19 protein-coding genes are annotated in these 20,350 nt (G+C 70.9%); 13 read left to right on the top strand and 6 right to left on the bottom strand.

Translation table 11 applies throughout. The annotated features are described in order from the left end of the window. Positions 1-109: 109 nt before the first annotated feature. Genes ACZ7NC_RS33835 through tyrS form a run of 3 tightly spaced genes read left to right on the top strand, consistent with a single transcriptional unit; the run spans position 110 to position 4,393 of the window. The gene (locus ACZ7NC_RS33835; protein ID WP_471493865.1) at positions 110-1,672 is read left to right on the top strand and encodes a TldD/PmbA family protein; all 1,563 of its coding nucleotides are present in this window, start codon (positions 110-112) and stop codon (positions 1,670-1,672) included. Then, the gene (locus tag ACZ7NC_RS33840) at positions 1,669-3,072 is read left to right on the top strand and encodes a metallopeptidase TldD-related protein (protein ID WP_471493867.1); all 1,404 of its coding nucleotides are present in this window, start codon (positions 1,669-1,671) and stop codon (positions 3,070-3,072) included. The genes ACZ7NC_RS33835 and ACZ7NC_RS33840 overlap by 4 nt, the downstream gene beginning before the upstream one ends. 55 nt (positions 3,073-3,127) lie before the next feature. Beyond that, positions 3,128-4,393 carry a tyrosine--tRNA ligase gene (gene tyrS / locus ACZ7NC_RS33845; RefSeq protein WP_471493871.1) on the top strand — a complete coding sequence of 422 codons (1,266 nt, stop codon included), beginning with the start codon at positions 3,128-3,130 and terminating at the stop codon, positions 4,391-4,393. 111 nt (positions 4,394-4,504) lie between these two features. On the opposite strand, the gene ACZ7NC_RS33850 is transcribed toward tyrS, so the two are convergent. Further along, on the bottom strand, positions 4,505-4,783 hold the full coding sequence (locus ACZ7NC_RS33850; RefSeq protein WP_471493873.1) for a GlsB/YeaQ/YmgE family stress response membrane protein: 279 nt from the start codon (positions 4,781-4,783) through the stop codon (positions 4,505-4,507). Between the two features lie 244 nt (positions 4,784-5,027). Here ACZ7NC_RS33850 and ACZ7NC_RS33855 point away from each other — a divergent pair, with 244 nt between their 5' ends. Next, positions 5,028-5,426: a DUF3099 domain-containing protein gene (locus ACZ7NC_RS33855; RefSeq protein WP_471493875.1), complete on the top strand. Its 399-nt coding sequence runs from the start codon at positions 5,028-5,030 to the stop codon at positions 5,424-5,426. 212 nt (positions 5,427-5,638) lie between these two features. Continuing rightward, complete coding sequence (locus ACZ7NC_RS33860) at positions 5,639-5,863, top strand: hypothetical protein (RefSeq protein WP_471493877.1); 225 nt, start codon at positions 5,639-5,641, stop codon at positions 5,861-5,863. Here ACZ7NC_RS33860 and moaA read toward each other — a convergent pair. The 3 genes from moaA to ACZ7NC_RS33875 form a co-directional block, all read right to left on the bottom strand. Next, entirely contained in the window at positions 5,846-6,835 is a 990-nt protein-coding gene (moaA, locus tag ACZ7NC_RS33865) for a GTP 3',8-cyclase MoaA (protein WP_471493879.1), read from the bottom strand. The genes ACZ7NC_RS33860 and moaA overlap by 18 nt on opposite strands. A gap of 169 nt (positions 6,836-7,004) precedes the next feature. After that, positions 7,005-8,633 carry a solute symporter family protein gene (locus ACZ7NC_RS33870; protein WP_471493881.1) on the bottom strand — a complete coding sequence of 543 codons (1,629 nt, stop codon included), beginning with the start codon at positions 8,631-8,633 and terminating at the stop codon, positions 7,005-7,007. Then, entirely contained in the window at positions 8,630-8,986 is a 357-nt protein-coding gene (locus ACZ7NC_RS33875; protein ID WP_471493883.1) for a DUF485 domain-containing protein, read from the bottom strand. Before ACZ7NC_RS33875 ends, ACZ7NC_RS33870 begins: the two co-directional genes overlap by 4 nt. 380 nt (positions 8,987-9,366) lie before the next feature. Here ACZ7NC_RS33875 and ACZ7NC_RS33880 point away from each other — a divergent pair, with 380 nt between their 5' ends. From ACZ7NC_RS33880 to ACZ7NC_RS33890, 3 genes are all read left to right on the top strand, one after another. Next, positions 9,367-10,896, top strand: a complete 1,530-nt coding sequence (locus tag ACZ7NC_RS33880) for a S8 family peptidase (RefSeq protein WP_471493885.1) — start codon at positions 9,367-9,369, stop codon at positions 10,894-10,896. A 42-nt stretch (positions 10,897-10,938) separates the two neighbouring features. Beyond that, positions 10,939-12,306, top strand: coding sequence for a CoA transferase (locus ACZ7NC_RS33885; protein WP_471493887.1), 1,368 nt, complete (start codon positions 10,939-10,941; stop codon positions 12,304-12,306). A 127-nt stretch (positions 12,307-12,433) separates the two neighbouring features. Beyond that, positions 12,434-13,414 (top strand): CopD family protein, encoded by a 981-nt coding sequence (locus ACZ7NC_RS33890; protein ID WP_471493888.1) that lies wholly within the window; start codon positions 12,434-12,436, stop codon positions 13,412-13,414. A 33-nt stretch (positions 13,415-13,447) separates the two neighbouring features. Here the strand turns inward: ACZ7NC_RS33890 and ACZ7NC_RS33895 are convergent, their stop codons facing one another. Both ACZ7NC_RS33895 and ACZ7NC_RS33900 read right to left on the bottom strand, forming a co-directional pair. Beyond that, the gene (locus tag ACZ7NC_RS33895) at positions 13,448-14,527 is read right to left on the bottom strand and encodes a zinc-dependent alcohol dehydrogenase family protein (protein ID WP_471493890.1); all 1,080 of its coding nucleotides are present in this window, start codon (positions 14,525-14,527) and stop codon (positions 13,448-13,450) included. Between the two features lie 152 nt (positions 14,528-14,679). After that, the gene (locus tag ACZ7NC_RS33900) at positions 14,680-15,390 is read right to left on the bottom strand and encodes a VIT1/CCC1 transporter family protein (protein WP_471493891.1); all 711 of its coding nucleotides are present in this window, start codon (positions 15,388-15,390) and stop codon (positions 14,680-14,682) included. Between the two features lie 153 nt (positions 15,391-15,543). Here ACZ7NC_RS33900 and ACZ7NC_RS33905 point away from each other — a divergent pair, with 153 nt between their 5' ends. The 5 genes from ACZ7NC_RS33905 (at position 15,544) to ACZ7NC_RS33925 (ending at position 20,349) form a co-directional block, all read left to right on the top strand. Continuing rightward, a complete protein-coding gene (locus tag ACZ7NC_RS33905; protein ID WP_471493893.1) occupies positions 15,544-16,560 on the top strand; it encodes a DEDDh family exonuclease in 1,017 nt (338 codons plus the stop codon). Positions 16,561-16,623: 63 nt separating this feature from the next. After that, a complete protein-coding gene (locus ACZ7NC_RS33910) occupies positions 16,624-16,857 on the top strand; it encodes a hypothetical protein (RefSeq protein WP_471493895.1) in 234 nt (77 codons plus the stop codon). Between the two features lie 49 nt (positions 16,858-16,906). Next, a complete protein-coding gene (locus ACZ7NC_RS33915) occupies positions 16,907-17,698 on the top strand; it encodes an SURF1 family cytochrome oxidase biogenesis protein (RefSeq protein WP_471493897.1) in 792 nt (263 codons plus the stop codon). A gap of 102 nt (positions 17,699-17,800) precedes the next feature. Then, the gene (locus tag ACZ7NC_RS33920) at positions 17,801-19,588 is read left to right on the top strand and encodes a glycoside hydrolase family 15 protein (RefSeq protein ID WP_471493899.1); all 1,788 of its coding nucleotides are present in this window, start codon (positions 17,801-17,803) and stop codon (positions 19,586-19,588) included. 5 nt (positions 19,589-19,593) lie between these two features. Next, positions 19,594-20,349 (top strand): SDR family oxidoreductase, encoded by a 756-nt coding sequence (locus ACZ7NC_RS33925; RefSeq protein WP_471493901.1) that lies wholly within the window; start codon positions 19,594-19,596, stop codon positions 20,347-20,349. Position 20,350 lies beyond the last annotated feature (1 nt).

Below are 20,350 nucleotides of genomic sequence, written 5' to 3' on the forward strand. Positions count from 1 at the left end.
CGGGGACATTCGGGCACCCACAGTGGCGTCGGGGTGTCACTGTCGGGTCTCTACAGAAAGACGCGGACTCCAGCCGGAAACGTGTGGTCCACGGCCCCGCCCGCGCGAAATGATCGGGCCGACAGGCCACGACAGCAGGGAGACCTCCGTGCCTCATACGATCGATGAAGCCTTCACGGCGCTTCCGCTACGCGCCCTGGCCGACGCGGCGCTGGCACGCGCGCGTGCGCTGGGCGCCGAGCACGCGGACTTCCGCTTCGAGCGGGTGCGCAGCGCGTCCTGGCGGCTGCGGGACGCCAGGCTCGCCGGGTCGTCGGACACCACCGACCTCGGCTACGCGGTGCGGGTGGTGCACGGCGGGACCTGGGGGTTCGCGTCCGGTGTGGATCTGACCCTGGACGCCGCCGCCAAGGTCGCGTCGCAGGCGGTGGCGATGGCGAAGCTGTCCGCCCAGGTGATCAAGGCCGCCGGGTCGGACGAGCGGGTGGAGCTGGCCGACGAGCCCGTGCACACCGACAGGACGTGGATCTCGTCGTACGAGATCGATCCGTTCGCCGTGCCCGACGAGGAGAAGTCGGGGCTGCTGGCCGAGTGGAGCGCGCGGCTGCTGGCTGCGGACGGGGTGAACCACGTGGACGCCTCGCTGCTCACCGTCCACGAGAACAAGTTCTACGCCGACACCGCCGGGACCGTCACCACCCAGCAGCGGGTACGGCTGCATCCGCAGCTGACGGCCGTGTCGGTCGACGAGTCGAGCGGCGAGTTCGACTCCATGCGCACCATCGCGCCGCCCGTCGGACGCGGTTGGGAGTATCTGACGGGAACGGGCTGGGACTGGGAATCCGAGCTTGCGCAGATCCCGGAGCTGCTCGCCGAGAAGATGCGGGCGCCGAGCGTGCAGGCGGGACCGTACGACCTGGTCGTCGACCCGTCCAACCTGTGGCTGACCATCCACGAGTCCATCGGCCACGCCACCGAGCTGGACCGCGCCCTCGGCTACGAGGCCGCCTACGCCGGCACCTCCTTCGCCACCTTCGACCAGCTCGGCAAGCTCAGGTACGGCTCGGACCTGATGAACGTCACCGGTGACCGCACCGCCGAGCACGGCCTCGCCACCATCGGGTACGACGACGAGGGCGTCGCGGGCCAGTCCTGGGACCTGGTGAAGAACGGCACCCTGGTCGGCTACCAGCTGGACCGGCGGATCGCGAAGCTGACCGGCTTCGAGCGGTCCAACGGGTGCGCGTTCGCCGACTCCCCCGGCCATGTGCCGGTGCAGCGCATGGCCAATGTCTCGCTCCAGCCGGATCCGGCCGGGATGTCCACCGAGGATCTGATCGGGAGCGTGGACCGCGGGATCTATGTCGTCGGCGACCGGTCCTGGTCGATCGACATGCAGCGCTACAACTTCCAGTTCACCGGGCAGCGGTTCTTCAGGATCGAGAACGGGCGGATCACCGGTCAGCTGCGGGACGTGGCCTACCAGGCGACGACCACGGACTTCTGGGGCTCGATGGCGGCCGTGGGCGGTCCGCAGACCTACGTCCTGGGCGGCGCCTTCAACTGTGGCAAGGCGCAGCCGGGGCAGGTCGCGGCGGTGTCGCACGGCTGCCCGTCGGCCCTCTTCAAGGGCGTCAACATTCTGAACACCACGCAGGAGGCCGGTCGATGAGCGCTCACTCCCACAAGGCGCACAAGCCGCACGAGATCGTCGAGCGGGCCCTTGAGCTGTCGCGGGCGGACGGGTGTGTCGTCATCGCCGACGAGCAGTCGACCGCCAATCTGCGCTGGGCGGGCAACGCGCTGACCACGAACGGCGTCACGCGCGGACGGACGCTCACCGTCGTCGCCAGCGTCGACGGCAAGGAGGGCACGGCCTCCGGCGTCGTGTCGCGGTCGGCGGTGACCGCGGACGAGCTGGAGCCGCTGGTGCGGGCCGCCGAGGCCGCCGCGCGCGCCGCCGGGCCCGCCGAGGACGCGCAGCCGCTGGTGACGGACGTACCGGCGTCGCCCGACTTCACGGACGCCCCGGCGGAGACGTCGTCCACGGTGTTCGCCGACTTCGCCCCGGCGCTCGGCGAGGCGTTCGCACGCGCGCGTGCGGGCGGACGGGAGCTGTACGGCTTCGCCAACCACGAGATGGTGTCGACGTACGTGGGCACGTCCACCGGGCTGCGGCTGCGGCACGACCAGCCCAACGGGACGCTGGAGGTGAACGCCAAGTCGCCGGACCGTACCCGCTCGGCGTGGGCGGGCCGCTCCACGCGGGACTTCAAGGACGTGGACCCGACCGCGCTGGACGCCGAGCTGGCCGTACGGCTCGGCTGGGCCGAGCGGCGCCTGGAGCTGCCGGCGGGCCGGTACGAGACGCTGCTGCCGCCGACCGCCGTGGCCGACCTGCTGATCTACCAGCTCTGGTCGGCTTCGGGGCGGGACGCGGCCGAGGGTCGGACGGTGTTCTCCAAGCCGGGCGGCAGGACGCGCGTCGGCGAGAAGCTGAGCGAGCTGCCCCTGACGCTGCGCAGCGACCCGAACGAGCCGGGTCTGGAGTCAGCCCCGTTCGTGATCGCGCACTCCTCCGGGGGCGACCAGTCGGTGTTCGACAACGGGCTGCCGCTCGCGGCCACCGAGTGGCTGAGCGCGGGCGAGCTGAAGCACCTCACGACCAGCCGGCACAGCGCGGGGCTGACCGGTCTGCCCGTGGCGCCGGCGATCGACAACCTGATCCTGGACGGCGGCCAGGACCGCTCGATCGAGGAGATGGTCGCCGGCACCGAGCGCGGGCTGCTGCTGACCTGCCTGTGGTACATCCGCGAGGTCGACCCGGCGACGCTGCTGCTCACCGGACTGACCCGGGACGGGGTGTACCTCGTCGAGAACGGCGAGGTGACCGGTGAGGTCAACAACTTCCGGTTCAACGAGTCGCCGGTCGATCTGCTGGGCCGGGCGACGGAGGCGGGGCGTTCGGAGAAGACCCTGCCTAGGGAGTGGGGCGACTGGTTCACCAGGGCGGCGATGCCGACGCTGCGCGTCCCCGATTTCAACATGAGCTCTGTCAGTCAGGGCGTATAACCTCGTAGTCGGCTGTCACCCGACTGCCCGAGATCATCAAGGAGACACGAGAACCGTGACGGACATCGTCGACGAGCTGAAGTGGCGTGGCGTGATCGCCCTGTCCACTGACGAGGACGCATTGCGCAAGGCGCTCGCGGACGGTCCCGTCACGTTCTATTGCGGTTTCGACCCGACCGCGGCGAGCCTGCACGTCGGTCACCTGGTCCAGGTGCTCACCATGCGCCGCCTCCAGCAGGCGGGCCTGCGCCCGCTGGCGCTGGTCGGAGGCGCAACCGGCCAGATCGGCGACCCGCGCCCGACGGCCGAGCGCACGCTGAACGACCCGGAGACGGTCGCGAACTGGGTGAACCGCCTGCGCGGGCAGATCGAGCCCTTCCTCTCCTTCGAGGGCGACAACGCCGCGCTGATGGTGAACAACCTGGACTGGACGGCCGGCATGTCGGCCATCGAGTTCCTGCGGGACATCGGCAAGCACTTCCGCGTCAACAAGATGCTCACCAAGGACTCGGTCGCCCGCCGGCTGCAGTCCGAAGAGGGCATCAGCTACACGGAGTTCAGCTACCAGCTGCTCCAGGGCATGGACTTCCTGGAGCTGTACCGGCGGCACGGCTGCACGCTCCAGCAGGGCGGCAGCGACCAGTGGGGCAACCTCACGGCCGGGCTGGACCTGATCCACAGGCTGGAGCCGCACGCGCAGGTGCACGCTCTCGCGACGCCGCTGATGACCAAGGCGGACGGCACCAAGTTCGGCAAGACCGAGGGCGGCGCCATCTGGCTCGACCCGGAGATGACGACGCCGTACGCGTTCTACCAGTTCTGGCTGAACGCGGACGACCGGGACATCTCCACCTACATGCGCATCCTCTCCTTCAAGTCCCGTACGGAGCTGGAGGAGCTGGAGAAGCAGACCGAGGAGCGTCCGCAGGCCCGTGCCGCACAGCGTGCGCTGGCCGAGGAGCTGACCACGCTGGTGCACGGCGCCGACCAGACGGCCGCGGTGATCGCCGCGTCCCGCGCGCTCTTCGGGCAGGGCGAGCTGACCGAGCTGGACGATGCGACGCTGGCGGCGGCCCTGTCCGAGGTGCCGCATGTCCAGGTCGCCGAGCTCGGCCCGGTGGTCGACCTGTTCGCCGAGGTCGGGCTGGTGGCCAGCAAGTCGGCCGCTCGGCGCACCGTGAAGGAGGGCGGGGCCTACGTCAACAACGTCAAGGTCGCCGGCGAGGACGCGGTGCCCGCGAAGGAGGACCTGCTGCACGGGCGCTGGCTGGTGCTGCGGCGCGGGAAGAAGAACCTCGCGGCCGTCGAGGTCATGGGGTAGCTCCGCTGGACGTGCCGTACGGGTGCGCCGTAGGGGTGCGGGTTGTGTGCGAACTGCCGCCGCGTCGTGGTCGCTCGCGCAGTTCCCCGCGCCCCTTACGGGGCGCCTCGCTCACGCCCGCTCTTTCCTCTTGCCCAGCGTCGCCATGTACAGCATGTCCCCCAGGTACACGATGATCACCGCCGCGACGATCTGGAAGACGTGCCGGCTCCAGTCGATGCCGCGGGTCGAGTCGACGCCGAAGGCGCGGGCGATGGAGTTGCCGACGATGGCGCCGAGGATGCCGAAGATGGTGGTCAGCCAGAGAGGGCTGTGCTGTTTGCCAGGGATGAGTGCCTTCGCGAGCAGGCCAAGCACGAATCCCACGATGATCGCCCACAACCAGCCCATGGCTGCCTCCTAGTACGGCTCGGGTGAGCAGTACGCCCAGTCTTGGTCCGGGCCCGGTACGCCGCATGCCGGGCACCGCCGTACGCGTTACGGCTGACCGCGTTCCCCCAGGTGGCAGGAGCCCCGGTCTCGTAGGCGGCGCAGGCGAGGCGTACCGTGGGAGGTGTCCCGGCCCGACCCCCTGACCCGGGGCGGACGGGTGCGCGCAGGGGGAGAGTCCGATGCGGGCGGATGGTGGAATGTGATGCGGAAGCTGCACGCGAGCGGCAACACCGAGGTGTTCCGGATCACCGGGGCCCGGACGGGTCTCGAGGAGGATGTGCGCGGCCGGCAGCGCCGGTACGTCATCTCGATGTCGGTCCGTACGCTGTCGGTGATCCTCGCGGCCTCGCTGTGGAACGTCGAACGGCACGTCGCGATCGTGGCGTTGGTGCTCGGCGCGGTCCTGCCGTACATCGCGGTGGTGATCGCGAACGCCGGGCGGGAGAATGCGCCGTCTCTGCCGTCGACGTTCGTGACCGCACATGTGCGGCCGATGATCGCGCCGCCGCGGACGAATGACGGTTTCGCGGAATCGGTCCCGGAAGATGTGGCGGGCGATTCGGGGCCCGGCGCACAAAGCAAACCGCGTGACGGGGTGTGATTGCGCGGACCGGTTCATTCCGGAGACGAGTCCCCGCCAAGCTCAGTAAAAGCTCAGATCAATAGTGTTGTTCCGGTGCCGGGCGGCGGGTTACCCGTGACATACTTCGTAGGCGCTCCGCATCCCCCGTCGGAGCGACGGACCGACGCCGGGCAGCTCCCCCCGTGGCTGCTCGGCGTCGCCTTTTTGTGCGCTATTTGTGAGACGAATCTGTGAGTGACACGCCGATCTGTTCTGCCAAGGGATGTCGTGCCGACGCCGTGTGGGTGCTGGCGTGGAACAACCCGAAGATCCATACGCCCGAGCGGCGGAAGACATGGCTCGCGTGCGAGGAGCATCGCGAGCATCTGTCGCAGTTTCTCGGGGTGCGGGGGTTTTTGAAGGACGTTGTCCTGTTGAAGGAATGGGAAGAGGCTTCTTCAGCCACCGATGGCTGACATAGGCCGGTCCGGCTGCACGAACGACGGGTCGTCCAGGCCCGCGCCTGCCTTCTTGCCCCACATCGCCAAACGCCAGATGCGGGCGATCTCCTCGTCGGGGGCGTCGGAGCGCAACGCCGCTCTCAGGTCCGTCTCCTCCGTGGCGAACAGGCATGTGCGCACCTGGCCGTCGGCCGTCAGCCGGGTGCGGTCGCAGGCCGCGCAGAACGGGCGGGTGACCGAGGCGATGACGCCGACGACATGCGGGCCGCCGTCGACCAGCCAGCGCTCCGCCGGGGCCGAGCCGCGCTTCTCCTCACCCTCGGGGGTCAGCTCGAAGCGGGTGCGCAGCGAGGTCAGGATGTCACCGGCGGTGATCATGCCGTCGCGCTTCCAGCCGTGCTGGGCGTCCAGGGGCATCTGCTCGATGAACCGCAGCTCGTAGTCGTGCTCGACCGCCCAGGCCAGCAGGTCGGGGGCCTCGTCGTCGTTGAGGCCCGGCATCAGGACCGAGTTGACCTTGACCGGGGTCAGGCCGGCGGCGCGGGCGGCGTACAGGCCCTCGATGACGTCCTTGTGGCGGTCACGGCGGGTGAGGGTCTTGAAGACGTCCGGGCGCAGGGTGTCCAGCGAGACGTTGACCCGGTCCAGGCCCGCGGCCTTCAGCGCGGCCGCCGTGCGCCCCAGGCCGATGCCGTTCGTCGTCAGGGACATCTGGGGGCGGGGTTCCAGCGCGGCGACCCGCTCGACTATGCCGACCAGGCCGGGGCGCAGCAGGGGCTCGCCGCCGGTGAAGCGGACCTCATCGATACCGAGTGAGGTGACCGCGATGTCGATCAGGCGGACGATCTCGTCGTCCGTGAGCAGGTCCGGCTTGGCCAGCCACTGCAGGCCCTCCTCGGGCATGCAGTATGTGCACCGCAGATTGCAGCGGTCGGTCAGCGAGACTCTCAGGTCGGTGGCCACCCGGCCGTAGGTGTCGATGAGCACGTGGGCCCCCTCCCTTTGTCACGACCAGATTGAACTGTCACGACCAGATTCAACTTCCGTCACCTGTGAGCCTACGTGACCGCACTGACAGCGACACCGGCCCGATCCGACGACGTACGACGCGGCCGCGTCGTAGGGATCTACGACGCGGCCGCTCCAGGGGGCGTGCTCAGTGGGCGCCGGTGCCGGTCAGGGACCGGACCTCCAGCTCCGCGTACTTGCCGGCGTCCGGCTCTTCCTTCGACAGGACCGTGCCGAGCCAGCCCATGAGGAAGCCGAACGGGATGGAGATGATGCCCGGGTTCTTCAGCGGGAACCAGGCGAAGTCGACGTCCGGGAACATCGCCTTCGGGTCGCCGGAGACGACCGGCGAGAACAGCACCAGGCCGACGGCGACGATCAGACCGCCGTAGATCGACCACAGCGCGCCCTGGGTGGTGAACCGCTTCCAGAACAGGCTGTAGAGGATCGTCGGGAGGTTGGCGGAGGCCGCGACCGCGAAGGCCAGGGCGACCAGGCCGGCGACGTTGAGGTCGCGGGCGAGGGCGCCGAGGAGGATGGAGACGGCGCCGATGCCGATGGTGGCGAGGCGGGCCGCCCTGACCTCCTCCTTCTCGGTGGCCTGGCCCTTCCTGATGACGTTCGCGTAGATGTCGTGGGCGAACGACGAGGACGAGGCCAGCGTCAGACCGGCGACGACCGCGAGGATCGTCGCGAAGGCGACGGCCGAGATGGTGGCGAGCAGGATCGCGCCCCACGCCGAGTCGACGCCGCCCAGGTGCAGGGCGAGCAGTGGTGCCGCCGTGTTGCCGGACGGGTTGGAGGCGATGATCTCGTCCTGCGAGATCAGCGCGGCGGCGCCGAAGCCGAGGGCGATGGTCATCAGGTAGAAGCCGCCGATGATGCCGATCGCCCAGTTCACGGACTTACGGGCGGCCTTGGCGTTGGGCACCGTGTAGAAGCGGATCAGGATGTGCGGCAGACCGGCGGTGCCGAGGACCAGGGCGATGCCGAGGGAGATGAAGTCCAGCTTGGAGGTGCCGGTGGCGCCGTACTGCAGGCCGGGCTCCAGGAACGCGGCGCCCTTGCCGCTGTTCTCGGCGGCCTTGCCGAGCAGGTCCGAGATGTTGAAGTTGAACTTCAGCAGCACCAGGAACGTAATGAGGATCGTGCCGCTGATGAGCAGCACGGCCTTGACCATCTGGACCCAGGTGGTGCCCTTCATGCCGCCGATGGACACGTACACGATCATCAGGACGCCGACCAGGGCGACGATGAGGATCTTGCCGGCGTCGGTGGTGATGCCGAGCAACAGCGAGACCAGGACGCCGGCGCCCGCCATCTGTGCCAGCAGGTAGAAGATCGACACGACGATCGTGGAGGTGCCGGCCGCCGTGCGCACCGGGCGCTGGCGCATGCGGTACGCGAGCACGTCGCCCATCGTGTAGCGGCCGGAGTTCCTGAGCGGCTCGGCGACCAGGAGCAGGGCGACCAGCCAGGCGACCAGGAAGCCGATGGAGTACAGGAAGCCGTCGTACCCGAAGAGGGCGATGGCGCCCGCGATGCCGAGGAAGGACGCGGCGGACATGTAGTCGCCGGAGACGGCGAGGCCGTTCTGGAAGGCGCTGAACGAGCGGCCGCCCGCGTAGAAGTCGGCGGCGTCCTTGGTCTGGCGGCCCGCCCAGACGGTGATGAACAGCGTCGCGACCACGAAGCACGCGAACAGGGTGATGATCAGCGGCCGGTGCTCGCTGGCCTCGTTCGCGGCGAGTTGGACCTGGGTCATCGCGGGGCTCATGCGCCGCCCTCCATACGGGTCTTGATGGCCTCGGCCTTGGGGTCGAGCTTGGCGCCGGCGTGGCGCGAGTACCACCAGGCAATGAGGAACGTGGTGACGAACTGGGCGATACCGAGGACGAACGCGACGTTGATGTTGCCGAAGAGCTTGGTGCCCATGAAGTCGCCCGCGTAGTTGGAGAGCAGGACGTACAGCAGGTACCAGGTGATGAAGGCGACGGTCAGCGGAAAGGCGAAGGAGCGGTAGGAGCGGCGCAGTTCGGCGAACTCCGCGCTCTGATGCACCTCGGCGAACTCCTCGGGAGAGGGGAGTTTGTGTTGCTCTTTCGAGGGGGGCGGTGCGTCGGTAGCCACGGAGTCTCCTCGCGTTGCGGGCGCTGTTGCGACGGTGGACGGGGACGGTTGGGGGGTCGGGGACGGATCAGGGGACGGGTCGGGCACGGGCATGGCGGCTCTGTTCTTCGCAGTGACATGGATCACTTGAGCCGGCTGGCGATGTTAGGGCCCCGGCGCGTGATCCGACAGGGGGCACGATGGTGCTCGCGCCTCCTGTCCAAGGTCACGGCGCCACGCGAGGACCGGTTCAACTCCCCGGACTTCTTTCCGAAGTCGTCCGGCCGGATTGCTGGCCAGGAGGTTCAGGGATAGCTTCGGCCCAGCACTTCTCGTCATGTACCTGCCCGAACCGATCCGTGGCTCGGGCAGGTTCCGGTTCCGGATGATGTGGAGATCCCATGGCTCATCTGCGGTCCAGACGCCGACTCGGCCTCGCCGTTCCGCTAGCTCTGTCACTGACCGCCTCGCTCGGCTTCCTGCCGTCGGCCGCCTCGGCGGCACCGTTCGGGGAGCCTGTCGCGCGGGCCGCGGAGGCGTCGACCCTGGCCTATGTCGTCAACACCGAGCCGGACCGCCGCACGATCGAGTCGGTGCGCCGCGCGATTGAGGCGGCCGGCGGCACCGTCGTGATCACGTACGACAGGATCGGCGTGATCGTCGCCCATTCGGCGCACCCCGACTTCGCCGAGTTGATACGCCGGGTGCGCGGGGTCCAGTCGGCGGGCGCTGCCCGTACGGCGCCCCTGACCGCCGCCGGGTCCACGGACGAGGGGCCCGTCCAGCCCCTGACGAAGCAGCAGGCCGAGCGGACCACGAGCGCGTCGGACGCGACGGACGCCGGCGAGCCGCTCGAGGCCGACCAGTGGAACCTGCGCGCGATAGGCGCCGACCGGGCCGCGAAGATCAACCCGGGCAGCAGCCGCGTCACCGTCGCCGTCATCGACAACGGCGTCGACGACACCCACCCCGACCTCGCCGCGAACTTCTCCGCCGCCCAGTCCGCGAACTGCGCCGGCGGCAAGGCGGACACCAGCCCGGGCGCCTGGCGGCCGTACACCCCCGCCGACGCACACGGCACGCATGTGGCCGGCGAGATAGCCGCGCCCCGCAACGGCGTCGGCATAGCGGGCGTCGCCCCCGGCGTGAAGGTCTCCGCCATCCAGGTGAGCGACCCCGTCAACGGTCTCTACTACCCGGAAAGTGTCGTGTGCGCCTTCGTGTTCGCCGCCGACCACGGTGTGGAGATCACGAACAACAGCTACTACGTCGACCCGTGGCTCTACAACTGCATGGACGACGCGGACCAGCGGGCGATCGTCGACGCCGTCAACAGGGCCCAGCTGTACGCGCAGAAGAAGGGCGTGCTCAACCTCGCCTCCGCGGGCAACTCCAACCACGACCTGGACTCCGACGCGGTCGTCGACGACAGCAGCCCCGACGACTCGACGGCGGTCGAGCGCACCGTCGACCCGCACAAGTGCTTCGACGTACCGACGCAGCTGCCCGGCATCGTCACGGTCAGCGCGACGGGCGTGAAGAACCTCAAGTCGTACTACTCCTCGTACGGTTACGGCGTGGTCGACATCGCGGCCCCGGGCGGCGACCGGCTCTACCAGATCCCGGACACCCCGTCGAAGAACGGCCGCATCCTGGCCACCCTCCCGGGCGGGCAGTACGGCTTCCTGCAGGGCACGTCAATGGCCTCCCCGCACGCCGCGGGGGTGGCCGCGCTGCTGAAGTCCCGGTATCCGCTGGCGACCCCGACCCAGCTGCACGCGCTGCTGAAGGCCCAGGCGGACAACCCGGGCTGCCCCGAGTCGTACGACCAGAACGGCGACGGCACGCAGGACGCGGTGTGCAAGGGCGGCACGCGGTTCAACGGCTTCTACGGGTTCGGCATCGTGAACGCGCTGGACGCCGTCGACTGAACCGAATGACTTTGACTGAGTCGGATACTGCATAGTGCGGTCATGACTGCACTCAGTACTGCCTGGTCCGCGGTGGACGGCGACCCCGCCCTGCTGCCGCGGGTGTCGACCGTGGTGCGGGAGGGCGCGCTCGAAGCGCGTCTTCCCGTACGGGAGTTGGCGCGCGCCTGTGTGGGCGCGTGTGCCTTGGCCGCCGCCGAGCTGGGGGCGCGGCGGGCCGGGCTCGCCCAGGTGCCCGAGGTGCGGCTGGACGACGGGGCGGTCGCCACGGCGTTCGTGAGCGAACGCCATCTGCTGGTCGACGGGCGCGCACCGGTCTGGTTCGCGCCGCTGTCCCGGTTCTGGCGGACGGCGGACGGCTGGGTGCGTACCCATGCGAACTATCCGCATCACCGGGCCGGGCTGCTGGCCGGGCTGGGTGTGACGCAGGAGGATCCGGACGCCGTCGCGGCAGCTCTCGCCGAACGGTCCTCGCACGAGGCGGAGGATGCCGTGTACGCGGCCGGCGGCCTTGCCGTCGCACTGCGCGCACCGCGGGAATGGGCGGCGCACGAGCAGGCGGCAGCCGTGGCGCGGCGTCCGCTCGTCGAGCACGAGCTGCCGGCCACGGCACGCGCGCGTGCGCTCCCGCCGCTCGACGGCACTCCCCTGCTGCCCGCCGCCGGAGTGCGGGTCCTTGACCTGACGCGGGTCATCGCGGGGCCGGTCGCCACCCGCACGCTCGCGCTGCTCGGCGCGGACGTTCTGCGCGTGGACGCACCGCAGCTGCCCGAACTGGCCGACCAGCACACCGACACCGGCTTCGGGAAGCGCTCGGCGACGCTGGACCTAAGGGCCGACCGGCGCGCCTTCGAGGAACTACTCGCGGCGGCGGACGTCGTCGTCACCGGGTACCGGCCGGGCGCCCTGGACCGCTTCGGGCTGTCGGCACCGGCTCTGGCCGAACGGCACCCCGGGCTGATCGTGGCGCAGCTGTCGGCGTGGGGTTCGTACGGGCCGTGGGGCGAGCGGCGCGGGTTCGACAGCCTCGTGCAGGTCGCCACCGGTATCGCCGCGATCGAAGGCTCGGCCGAACGTCCCGGCGCCCTGCCCGCGCAGGCCCTCGACCATGGCACGGGGTATCTGCTGGCGGCGGCCGTGCTGCGGGCGCTGACCGAGCGGCGGGAGGAGGGGCACGGGCGTTGCGTACGGTTGGCTCTGGCGCGCACCGCTCACTGGCTGGTGAACGGGATCGAGCCGGGCCCGCGGGGGGACCTGTCCTACGACACGCCCGACGCGTGGCTCGCCGAGCGGGACAGCGCGCTCGGGCGGCTGCGGTACGCGCTGTCGCCGGTGTCGTTCGCGGACGGGCCGGTCGACTGGGCGCGGCCGCCCGGCGGTTGGGGCGCGGATCCGGCGCGGTGGGACTGAGCGGCGGGGCCCTCCAGGCCGTACCTCAGTACGGAATGCCATATCCCCACTTGTTTTCCGGCACTTGCCCGACTTGGCCGTGTTTCGTGAAGATTCTGAGGTGACGTTGCCGAGATCCTCCCCTGGCGTGTCCGACGGGAGTGCGCCGAGACGGCGTGCCGGTACGGGCCGGGCCGTCGCCGTACTCGTCCTGCTGACGCTGGCGGCGCTGATCCCGCTGCTCGGTCCGCCGGCCGCGCTGCACGGCACCGGGGAGGCCGCGGCACCCGGCACGGGCGGCATCGCGCTGTTGCGGGCGGTGCTGCTCGCGGCGCTGTGCGTCCCGCTGGGCGAGCTGTCCGTGAACCGGCTGGCCCGGACCGTGCCCGGCGCTCCCCGGGCCCTGCCCCGCAGCTGGGCGCCGTACGCGGCCGGCGTCGGTTTTGTCGCCGCCCTCGGTCTCGCGTCGGTCGTCTCGACGGGCAACCTGGTGCCGCACAGTCCCGCCGACCTCGACATCGGCGGTCTGTATGCCTCGCGGGACGGCAAGCTCGCGCTGCTGGAGGTCAACGCCTTCGCGGCGGCAGGTCTGTGCGCCCTCTCGCGCCGGCCGGGCACGCAGGTCTGGCCGCTTGCCGCGGTGGTCGTCGCCGAGGCGCTGCGCGCGCACCCCACGACCGAGTACAGCCCACTGCTGGGCTCCGGGCTGACGCTGGTGCACCTGGTCTGCGCGGCGCTCTGGACCGGCGGGCTGCTGCACGCCCTGCGGACCCTGCGCGGGTGGGACGCCAGAGAGGCGGGCGCGGCGCTGCTCGGCCGCTACGCGCGCGTGGCGGCCGTACTGCTCGCCGCCATCACGGCGACCGGGGTGTGGAGTTCGCTGCGCCGGATGCCGTCGGGCACGATCCTGGACCAGCTGACCGAGACGGCGTACGGGCGTGCCCTGCTGGCCAAGGTGATCGTGGTCGCGGCCGTGGCGGCGCTCGCGCTGTGGGCGCGGATCCGGCTGGGCCGGGCGGCGGACCCGCTGTCCGCCTGCTCCCCCGCGCGGGCGGAGGTCGTCGCCCTGGGAGTGGTGGTCGCGCTGTCGGGACTGCTGACGGCGTTGCCGGTGCCGATCCGCTGGTGAACCGTTACGCCGTCAGCCACCTCTCTCCCGTGCTCAGTTGGTGACCAGGACCTTGAGCGCGGTCCGCTCGTCCATCGCCTTGTAGCCGGCGGGGACCTCCTCCAGACCGATCGTCAGGTCGAAGACGGGCGACGGATCGATCGTGCCGTCCAGCACGTCGGGCAGCAGCTCGGGGATGTAGGTGCGGACCGGCGCGACCCCGCCGCGCAACGCGATGTTCTTGTCGAACATGACAGCGAGGTCGAGGCCGGTGCCGCTGCCGTGCGGCACACCGACGAAGCCGATGGCGCCGCCGTCGCGGGTGATGTCGACGGCCGTACGCATGGACTGTTCGGTGCCGACGGCCTCGACGACGGCGTGCGCGCCCTGTCCGCGCGTCAGCTCCCGTACGGCCGCCACGGCCGCGTCCCCGCGCTCGGCGACGACATCGGTGGCGCCGAAGCGGCGCGCGATGTCCGTGCGTACCTGGTGCCGGCCCAGGGCGATGATCCTCCTCCAGTCTCGGCTTCGCTCGACCGGGGGCACCCCCATGGCACCGAGCCGCTTGGCGGCGAGCACCGCGCACAGCCCGACGGCCCCGTCCCCGACGACGGCGACCGTGGCGCCCGGCCGGACCCCGGCGCCGAGGGCGGCGTGGTGGCCGGTGCCCAGGACGTCGGAGAGCGTCAGCAGGGCGGACAGCAGATGGTCGTCGGAGGCCGCGTCCTTGGGGAGCCGGACGAGGGTCGCGTCGGCGAAGGGGACGCGCACGGCCTCGCCCTGGCCGCCGTCCGAGCCGACGGTGCCCCAGAAGCCGCCGTGCTCGCAGGAGGTGGTCAGGCCCTCGCGGCAGTAGTCGCAGACGCCGTCGGACCACATGAAGGGCGCGACGACGAGGTCGCCCCGCTCGATGCCGGTCACCTCGGAGCCGGTCTCCTCGACGAGCCCGAGGAACTCGTGGCCGATGCGCTGCCCCGGCTGCCGGGCCGCCTCGCCCCGGTAGGCCCACAGGTCGCTGCCGCAGATACAGGCCCGCAGCACCCGGACCACGGCGTCGGTGGGCTGCCGCACCGAGGGGTCGGGCACGTCCTGCACGCGCATGTCGAAGGGGGCGTGGATGGTGGTGGCGCGCATGCGAGGGTCCTTCTCGTCTTTCGGCGTACCGGCGCTCGGGGGTGTTCGAGGCGCGTTCTCACCGTACGTCGGGGTCCGCGCCCGGCGCGCTCCGAGGGCCCGGGGAGCGCTCTGAGCCGCGCAGACCGTGGGTGCGGCGGCCTGACCCGGCGCTACGCGCCCGCCGCGTCCAGCAGCGACCCGGCCGCGTAGGTGACCCCCATGGCCAGCGCGCCGCCGGCCACATTGCGCAGCATCGCCCGGCCCGGGGCCGCCGCGCCCAGGCGGGCGCTGCTCCAGCCGGTCAGGGTGAGCGCGGCCAGCACGGAGGCGACGGTGACTCCCAGCCGCCAGTCCGCCGACGGCAGCACCATGGCCAGCAGCGGCAGCAGCGCCCCGGCGGTGAACGCCAGGAAGCTCGCCCACGCCGCGTGCCACGGGTTGGTCAGCTGGTCCGGGTCGATTCCGAGCTCCACGCGCGCGTGCGCCTTCAGCGCGTCACGTTCCGTCAGCTGGACCGCCGCCTCCTCGGCCACCTCGCGGGACAGCCCCCGCCGCTCCAGCAGTTGCGTCAGCTCCTCCAGCTCCGCCTCCGGCCACTCCCGCAACTCCCGCTTCTCCACGGCCAACGCGGCCTTCTCCGAGTCGCGCTGCGTGGACACCGAGACGTACTCCCCCGCCGCCATCGACATCGACCCGGCGAGCAGCCCGGACAGCCCGGCGGTGAGCAGGGCCGAGCGGTCGTCCGTGGCGCCGGCCACGCCGACGACGAGCCCCGCCGTCGACACGATGCCGTCGTTCGCCCCGAGAACGGCCGCCCGCAGCCAGTTCAGCCGCTCCCCCAGCGCGCCGCCGTGGGGCTCGTCGTGCGTTGGTTCGGTCATATGCGGAGGATCGCACTGCTCGGGACATCGGGGACGTACCGACGCCCCCGGGCAGGCAGTTGACGGCCTTGCGTTCGCGGCCCTCGAACAGGCGGGCGAGGCAAGGCACCTGACGGCCAGGGCTGTCAGTGGCGGCCCGTATCCTCAGTGACCATGCTCGAAGACCGTACGACCGCAGCGTCCTCCCCCACTGCGTGGCCGGCCGCGTATCCCCAGGGATACGCGGTCGTTGACGTGGAGACCACGGGCCTGGCGAGGGACGACCGGATAATCTCCGCGGCCGTCTACCGGCTGGACGGGCGCGGCGAGGTCGAGGACCACTGGTACACGCTGGTCAACCCGGAGCGCGACCCGGGCCCGGTCTGGATCCACGGTCTGACGAGCGACATCCTCGAATCGGCGCCGCTTTTCGCGGACATCGCCGAGGAGTTCTCCCACCGGCTCGACGGCCGGGTCCTCGTCGCACACAACGCCGTCTTCGACTGGCAGATGATCGCGCGCGAGTACGCGCGCGCGGAGCGCGAGGCGCCGGTGCGCCAGCGGCTGTGCACCATCGCGCTGTCCAAGGAGCTGGGCCTGCCGTTGCCCAACCACAAGCTGGAGTCGCTGGCCGCGCACTTCGGTGTGGTGCAGCAGCGCGCGCACCACGCGCTGGACGACGCGCGCGTGCTCGCGGAGGCGTTCCGGCCGAGCCTGCGGGCCGCGGCGGCGGACAGCGTGCGGCTGCCGCTCCAGGAGTGCCGCCCGCTGACGGAGTGGCGGGACACGGCCACGCCCCGGATCGGGCAGCAGGCCGGGGGCCACGGCGGTTACAGCGCCTACCGGCCGACCAGTTGGCGCCCCTCGCGCAGGAGGCCCGCCTGCCCCTACCCCAACCCAGGCCGCTACGAAGAGGGCAAAAGGCTCAAACAGGGCATGCGGGTCGCCTTCTCCGGGGACACGTCGGTCGAGCGCGATCTGCTGGAGGACCGGGCGATCGAGGCGGGGCTGCATGTGTCGACGAGCCTGTCCCGGCTGACCAGCCTCCTCGTCACGAACGATCCGGACGCGAACACCTCGAAGATCGTCAAGGCCCGGCAGCACGGGACGCCGGTCGTGGACGAGGCCGCGTTCGGACAGCTCCTGCGGGACGTGGAACCGGCGTCGGGCAGTGACCGTACGGACGGGTGATTGCCGCGCGACTCGCCCGCAGCCCTCTCGCTCGCGCCGCGGGGACCGCTCACCCTGTGGCGCATGGCGACATGTGAAGTCTGCGGAAACGACTACGGCATGACCTTCGAGGTGCACGCGCAGGGCGCGGTGCACGTCTTCGACTGCTTCTCCTGTGCGATCCACCGCATGGCACCCATCTGCGAGCACTGTCGTGTGCAGATCATCGGGCAGGGCGTCGAGGTCGACGGTCACTGGTTCTGCGGCGCCCACTGCGCCCGCGCGGAGGGAAAGGCGGGGATCGTCGACAAGGTCTGAGCCGGTACCCGCCCGAACCCGCCCCACGACCGAGTTGTACGGTCGTGGGGTGTACCGCTTCCTGTTGTCCCGGCAGTGGGTGATCCTCACGCTGATCACCCTGCTTCTCATCCCCACGATGATCAGGCTGGGCTTCTGGCAGATGCACCGCTACGAGGAGCGCAGCGCCCGCAACCAGCTGGTCGCCGACGCCCTGGAGGCGAAGCCGGTGCCCGTGGAGAGGCTGACGTCCTCGGGGCACACGGTCACCACCGAGGAGCGGTACCGCACGGTGACGGCCGAGGGCCACTTCGACGCCGACCGGGAGGTCGTGGTCAGGCGGCGTGTCAACGCCGACGAAGAGGTCGGTTTCCACGTCCTCACCCCGTTCGTGCTGACGGACGGCAAGGTGCTGCTGGTCAACCGGGGCTGGATCCCCGCCGACGGTCCGAGCCAGACGGCCTTCCCCAAGGTCCCCGCGCCGCCGAGCGGCCGGGTCACCGTCACCGGGCGGCTGATGCCGGACGAGACGACCGAGGCGAGCGGCATCAAGAACCTCAAGGGCCTCCCCGACCGGCAGGTCATGCTGATCAACAGCGAGCGCGAGGCCGGCCGCCTGGGTGCCCGGGTACTCGGCGGCTATGTCGTCCAGACGGCGCCCGAGCCCAAGGGCGACACTCCGGAGCTGATCGGCAAGCCCGGCAACGAGAACGCTCCGCTGAATTACGCGTATGCGCTGCAGTGGTGGCTGTTCTCGGCGGGCGTTCCCATCGGCTGGGTGATCCTGGCCCGGCGGGAGGCTCGGGAGCGGGCGGCGGCAGCCACGTCACAGGAAGCCGAGGCGGCACCGGCGCCGGTGTAGCGCCGCGGGGTTCCGTTGAGGGCGGGCGCCGGCTCGTCCTCGCGTCACTCCCACGGCCCCGCCCCTGATTGGCCCAGCGCCCCCCGGGGAACCCGCACTTGCGTGCACCAGCGCATCGAGGACTACGCCCTGATCGGTGACGAGCAGACGGCAGCCCTGATCGGCAGGGACGGCTCCGTCGACTGGCTGTGCCTGCCCCGCTTCGACTCGGGGGCCTGCTTCGCGAGACTCCTCGGCGACAAGGACAACGGGCACTGGCGCATCGCACCCAAGCACGCGAAAGGCAATTGCACGCGTCGCGCCTACCGTCCGGACACCCTGGTGCTGGACACCGAGTGGGAGACCGACGAGGGCGCGATCCGCGTCACCGACCTGATGCCCCAACGCGACCGCGCCCCGGACCTGGTGCGCATCGTGGAGGGCCTGCGGGGCCGAGTCACCGTGCACAGCGCCCTGCGGCTGCGCTTCGACTACGGCTCGATCGTGCCCTGGGTGCGCGAGTCCGACGGGCACCGGGTGGCCATCGCCGGGCCGGACTCGGTCTGGCTGCGCAGCGAACCCGAAGTGCACACCTGGGGCAAGGACTTCGGCACCCACTCGGAGTTCACGGTCGAGGAGGGCCAGCAGGTCGCGTTCGTCCTCACCTACCACCCCTCGCACGAACCGCGCCCACCGCTCATCGACCCGTTCAAGGCGCTGCACAGCAGCATCCGGGACTGGCGCAAATGGGTGCGGCAATGTCGCTACGACGGCCCGTACCGCGATGCCGTCGTGCGTTCCCTGATCACCCTCAAGGCCCTCACCTACCGCCCGACCGGCGGCATCGTCGCCGCCCCCACCACCTCGCTCCCCGAGGAGATGGGCGGCGTCCGCAACTGGGACTACCGCTACTGCTGGCTGCGTGACTCCACCCTCACCCTGAACGTGGGCCTGTCGGCGGGCTACCGCATGGAGGCCGAGGCCTGGCGCGACTGGCTGCTGCGCGCGGTCGCCGGTGACCCGGCCGACCTGCAGATCATGTACGGCCTGGCGGGCGAGCGCCGGCTGCCCGAGTTCGAGGTGCCGTGGCTGCCCGGCTTCGGCGGCTCCGCCCCCGTACGCATCGGCAATCGGGCCGTGGAACAGCTCCAGTTGGATGTGTACGGCGAGGTCATGGATACCCTGTCGCTGGCCCGGGAGGAGGGGCTGTCCACCAAGCCGCACATGTGGGCGATCCAGGCCGCCCTCGTCGAGTGGCTGCGCTCGGCGTGGCGCCAGCCCGACGAGGGACTGTGGGAGGTGCGCGGCGGCCGGCGTCACTTCGTGCACTCGAAGGTGATGGTGTGGGTGGCCGCGGACCGGGCGGTGCGCGCCCTGGAGAAGGACCCGAAGCTGGAGGGCGACCTCGACGGCTGGCGGGAGTTCCGCGACGAGGTGCATCGTGAGGTGCTGGAGAAGGGCTACGACGCCGAGCGGAACACCTTCACGCAGTCCTACGGCTCCCGTGAACTGGACGCCGCGCTGCTGCTCATCCCGCGCGTCGGCTTCCTGCCGCCCGACGACCCGCGCGTCATCGGCACGATCGACGCGATCCGCACCGAGCTCAGCCACGACGGATTCCTACGCCGCTACAGCACCGACCGGACGACCGTCGACGGGCTGCCCGGCGACGAGGGCACCTTCCTGGCCTGCTCGTTCTGGCTGGCGGAGGCGCTGCACATGACGGGCGGTACGCAGCAGGCACGGGAACTTTTCGACCGGCTGGTGGGGCTCACCAACGACGTGGGCCTGCTGGCCGAGGAGTACGACCCCGTCTCCGGCCGCCAGCTCGGCAACTTCCCGCAGGCCTTCAGCCACATCGGCCTGGTGAACACCGCCCTCGCCCTGTTCGGGACCGACGGGGCAGGATAGGACCCATGGATCTTGGACTGAAGGACCGGGTGTACGTCGTCACGGGGGCCACCCGCGGACTGGGCAACGCGGCGGCGCGTGAGCTGGTGGCCGACGGGGCGAAGGTCGTGGTGACCGGCAGGGACGAGGAGCGGGTCGCCGCCGCCGCGGCCGAACTGGGGCCGGACGCCGTCGGGGTGGCCGTCGACAACTCCGACCCGGAGGCCTCGGCTCGGCTCATCGCCGCCGCGCGCGACGCCTTCGGCGGGTTCGACGGGATCCTGGTGAGCGTCGGTGGGCCGCCGGCCGGGTTCGTCGCGGACAACACGGACGAGCAGTGGCAGGCCGCGTTCGAGTCGGTGTTCCTGGGCGCGGTTCGGCTCGCGCGTACGGCAGCGGCGGAGCTCGACGCGGGTGGGGTCATCGGGTTCGTGCTGTCGGGGTCGGTGCATGAGCCGATTCCGGGGCTGACCATTTCGAACGGGCTGCGGCCGGGGCTCGCCGGGTTCGCGAAGTCACTCGCGGACGAGTTGGGGCCGCGGGGGATCCGGGTGGTGGGGCTGCTGCCGGCTCGGATCGACACGGATCGGGTGCGCGAGCTGGACGCGATGTCCGCGGATCCGGAGGCGACCCGGGCGGCGATCGAGGCGAGGATTCCGCTGCGGCGGTACGGGGCTCCGGACGAGTTCGGGCGTGCGGCCGCGTTCCTGCTGTCTCCTGCCGCTTCCTATCTGACGGGGATCATGCTGCCGGTGGACGGCGGGATGCGGCACGGGTTCTGAG

This window comes from Streptomyces sp. NPDC111802 (assembly GCF_055634335.1).

Excerpts from the sequence above, each read along its gene's own strand:
- ACZ7NC_RS33905 (WP_471493893.1), top strand. The coding sequence starts at position 15,544 with ATGCTCGAAGACCGTACGACCGCAGCGTCCTCCCCCACTGCGTGGCCG.
- ACZ7NC_RS33925 (WP_471493901.1), top strand. The coding sequence starts at position 19,594 with ATGGATCTTGGACTGAAGGACCGGGTGTACGTCGTCACGGGGGCCACC.
- ACZ7NC_RS33870 (WP_471493881.1), bottom strand. The coding sequence starts at position 8,633 with ATGAGCCCCGCGATGACCCAGGTCCAACTCGCCGCGAACGAGGCCAGC.
- ACZ7NC_RS33880 (WP_471493885.1), top strand. The coding sequence starts at position 9,367 with ATGGCTCATCTGCGGTCCAGACGCCGACTCGGCCTCGCCGTTCCGCTA.
- ACZ7NC_RS33855 (WP_471493875.1), top strand. The coding sequence starts at position 5,028 with ATGCGGAAGCTGCACGCGAGCGGCAACACCGAGGTGTTCCGGATCACC.
- ACZ7NC_RS33840 (WP_471493867.1), top strand. The coding sequence starts at position 1,669 with ATGAGCGCTCACTCCCACAAGGCGCACAAGCCGCACGAGATCGTCGAG.
- ACZ7NC_RS33835 (WP_471493865.1), top strand. The coding sequence starts at position 110 with ATGATCGGGCCGACAGGCCACGACAGCAGGGAGACCTCCGTGCCTCAT.
- ACZ7NC_RS33900 (WP_471493891.1), bottom strand. The coding sequence starts at position 15,390 with ATGACCGAACCAACGCACGACGAGCCCCACGGCGGCGCGCTGGGGGAG.
- ACZ7NC_RS33910 (WP_471493895.1), top strand. The coding sequence starts at position 16,624 with ATGGCGACATGTGAAGTCTGCGGAAACGACTACGGCATGACCTTCGAG.
- ACZ7NC_RS33895 (WP_471493890.1), bottom strand. The coding sequence starts at position 14,527 with ATGCGCGCCACCACCATCCACGCCCCCTTCGACATGCGCGTGCAGGAC.
- ACZ7NC_RS33885 (WP_471493887.1), top strand. The coding sequence starts at position 10,939 with ATGACTGCACTCAGTACTGCCTGGTCCGCGGTGGACGGCGACCCCGCC.
- ACZ7NC_RS33850 (WP_471493873.1), bottom strand. The coding sequence starts at position 4,783 with ATGGGCTGGTTGTGGGCGATCATCGTGGGATTCGTGCTTGGCCTGCTC.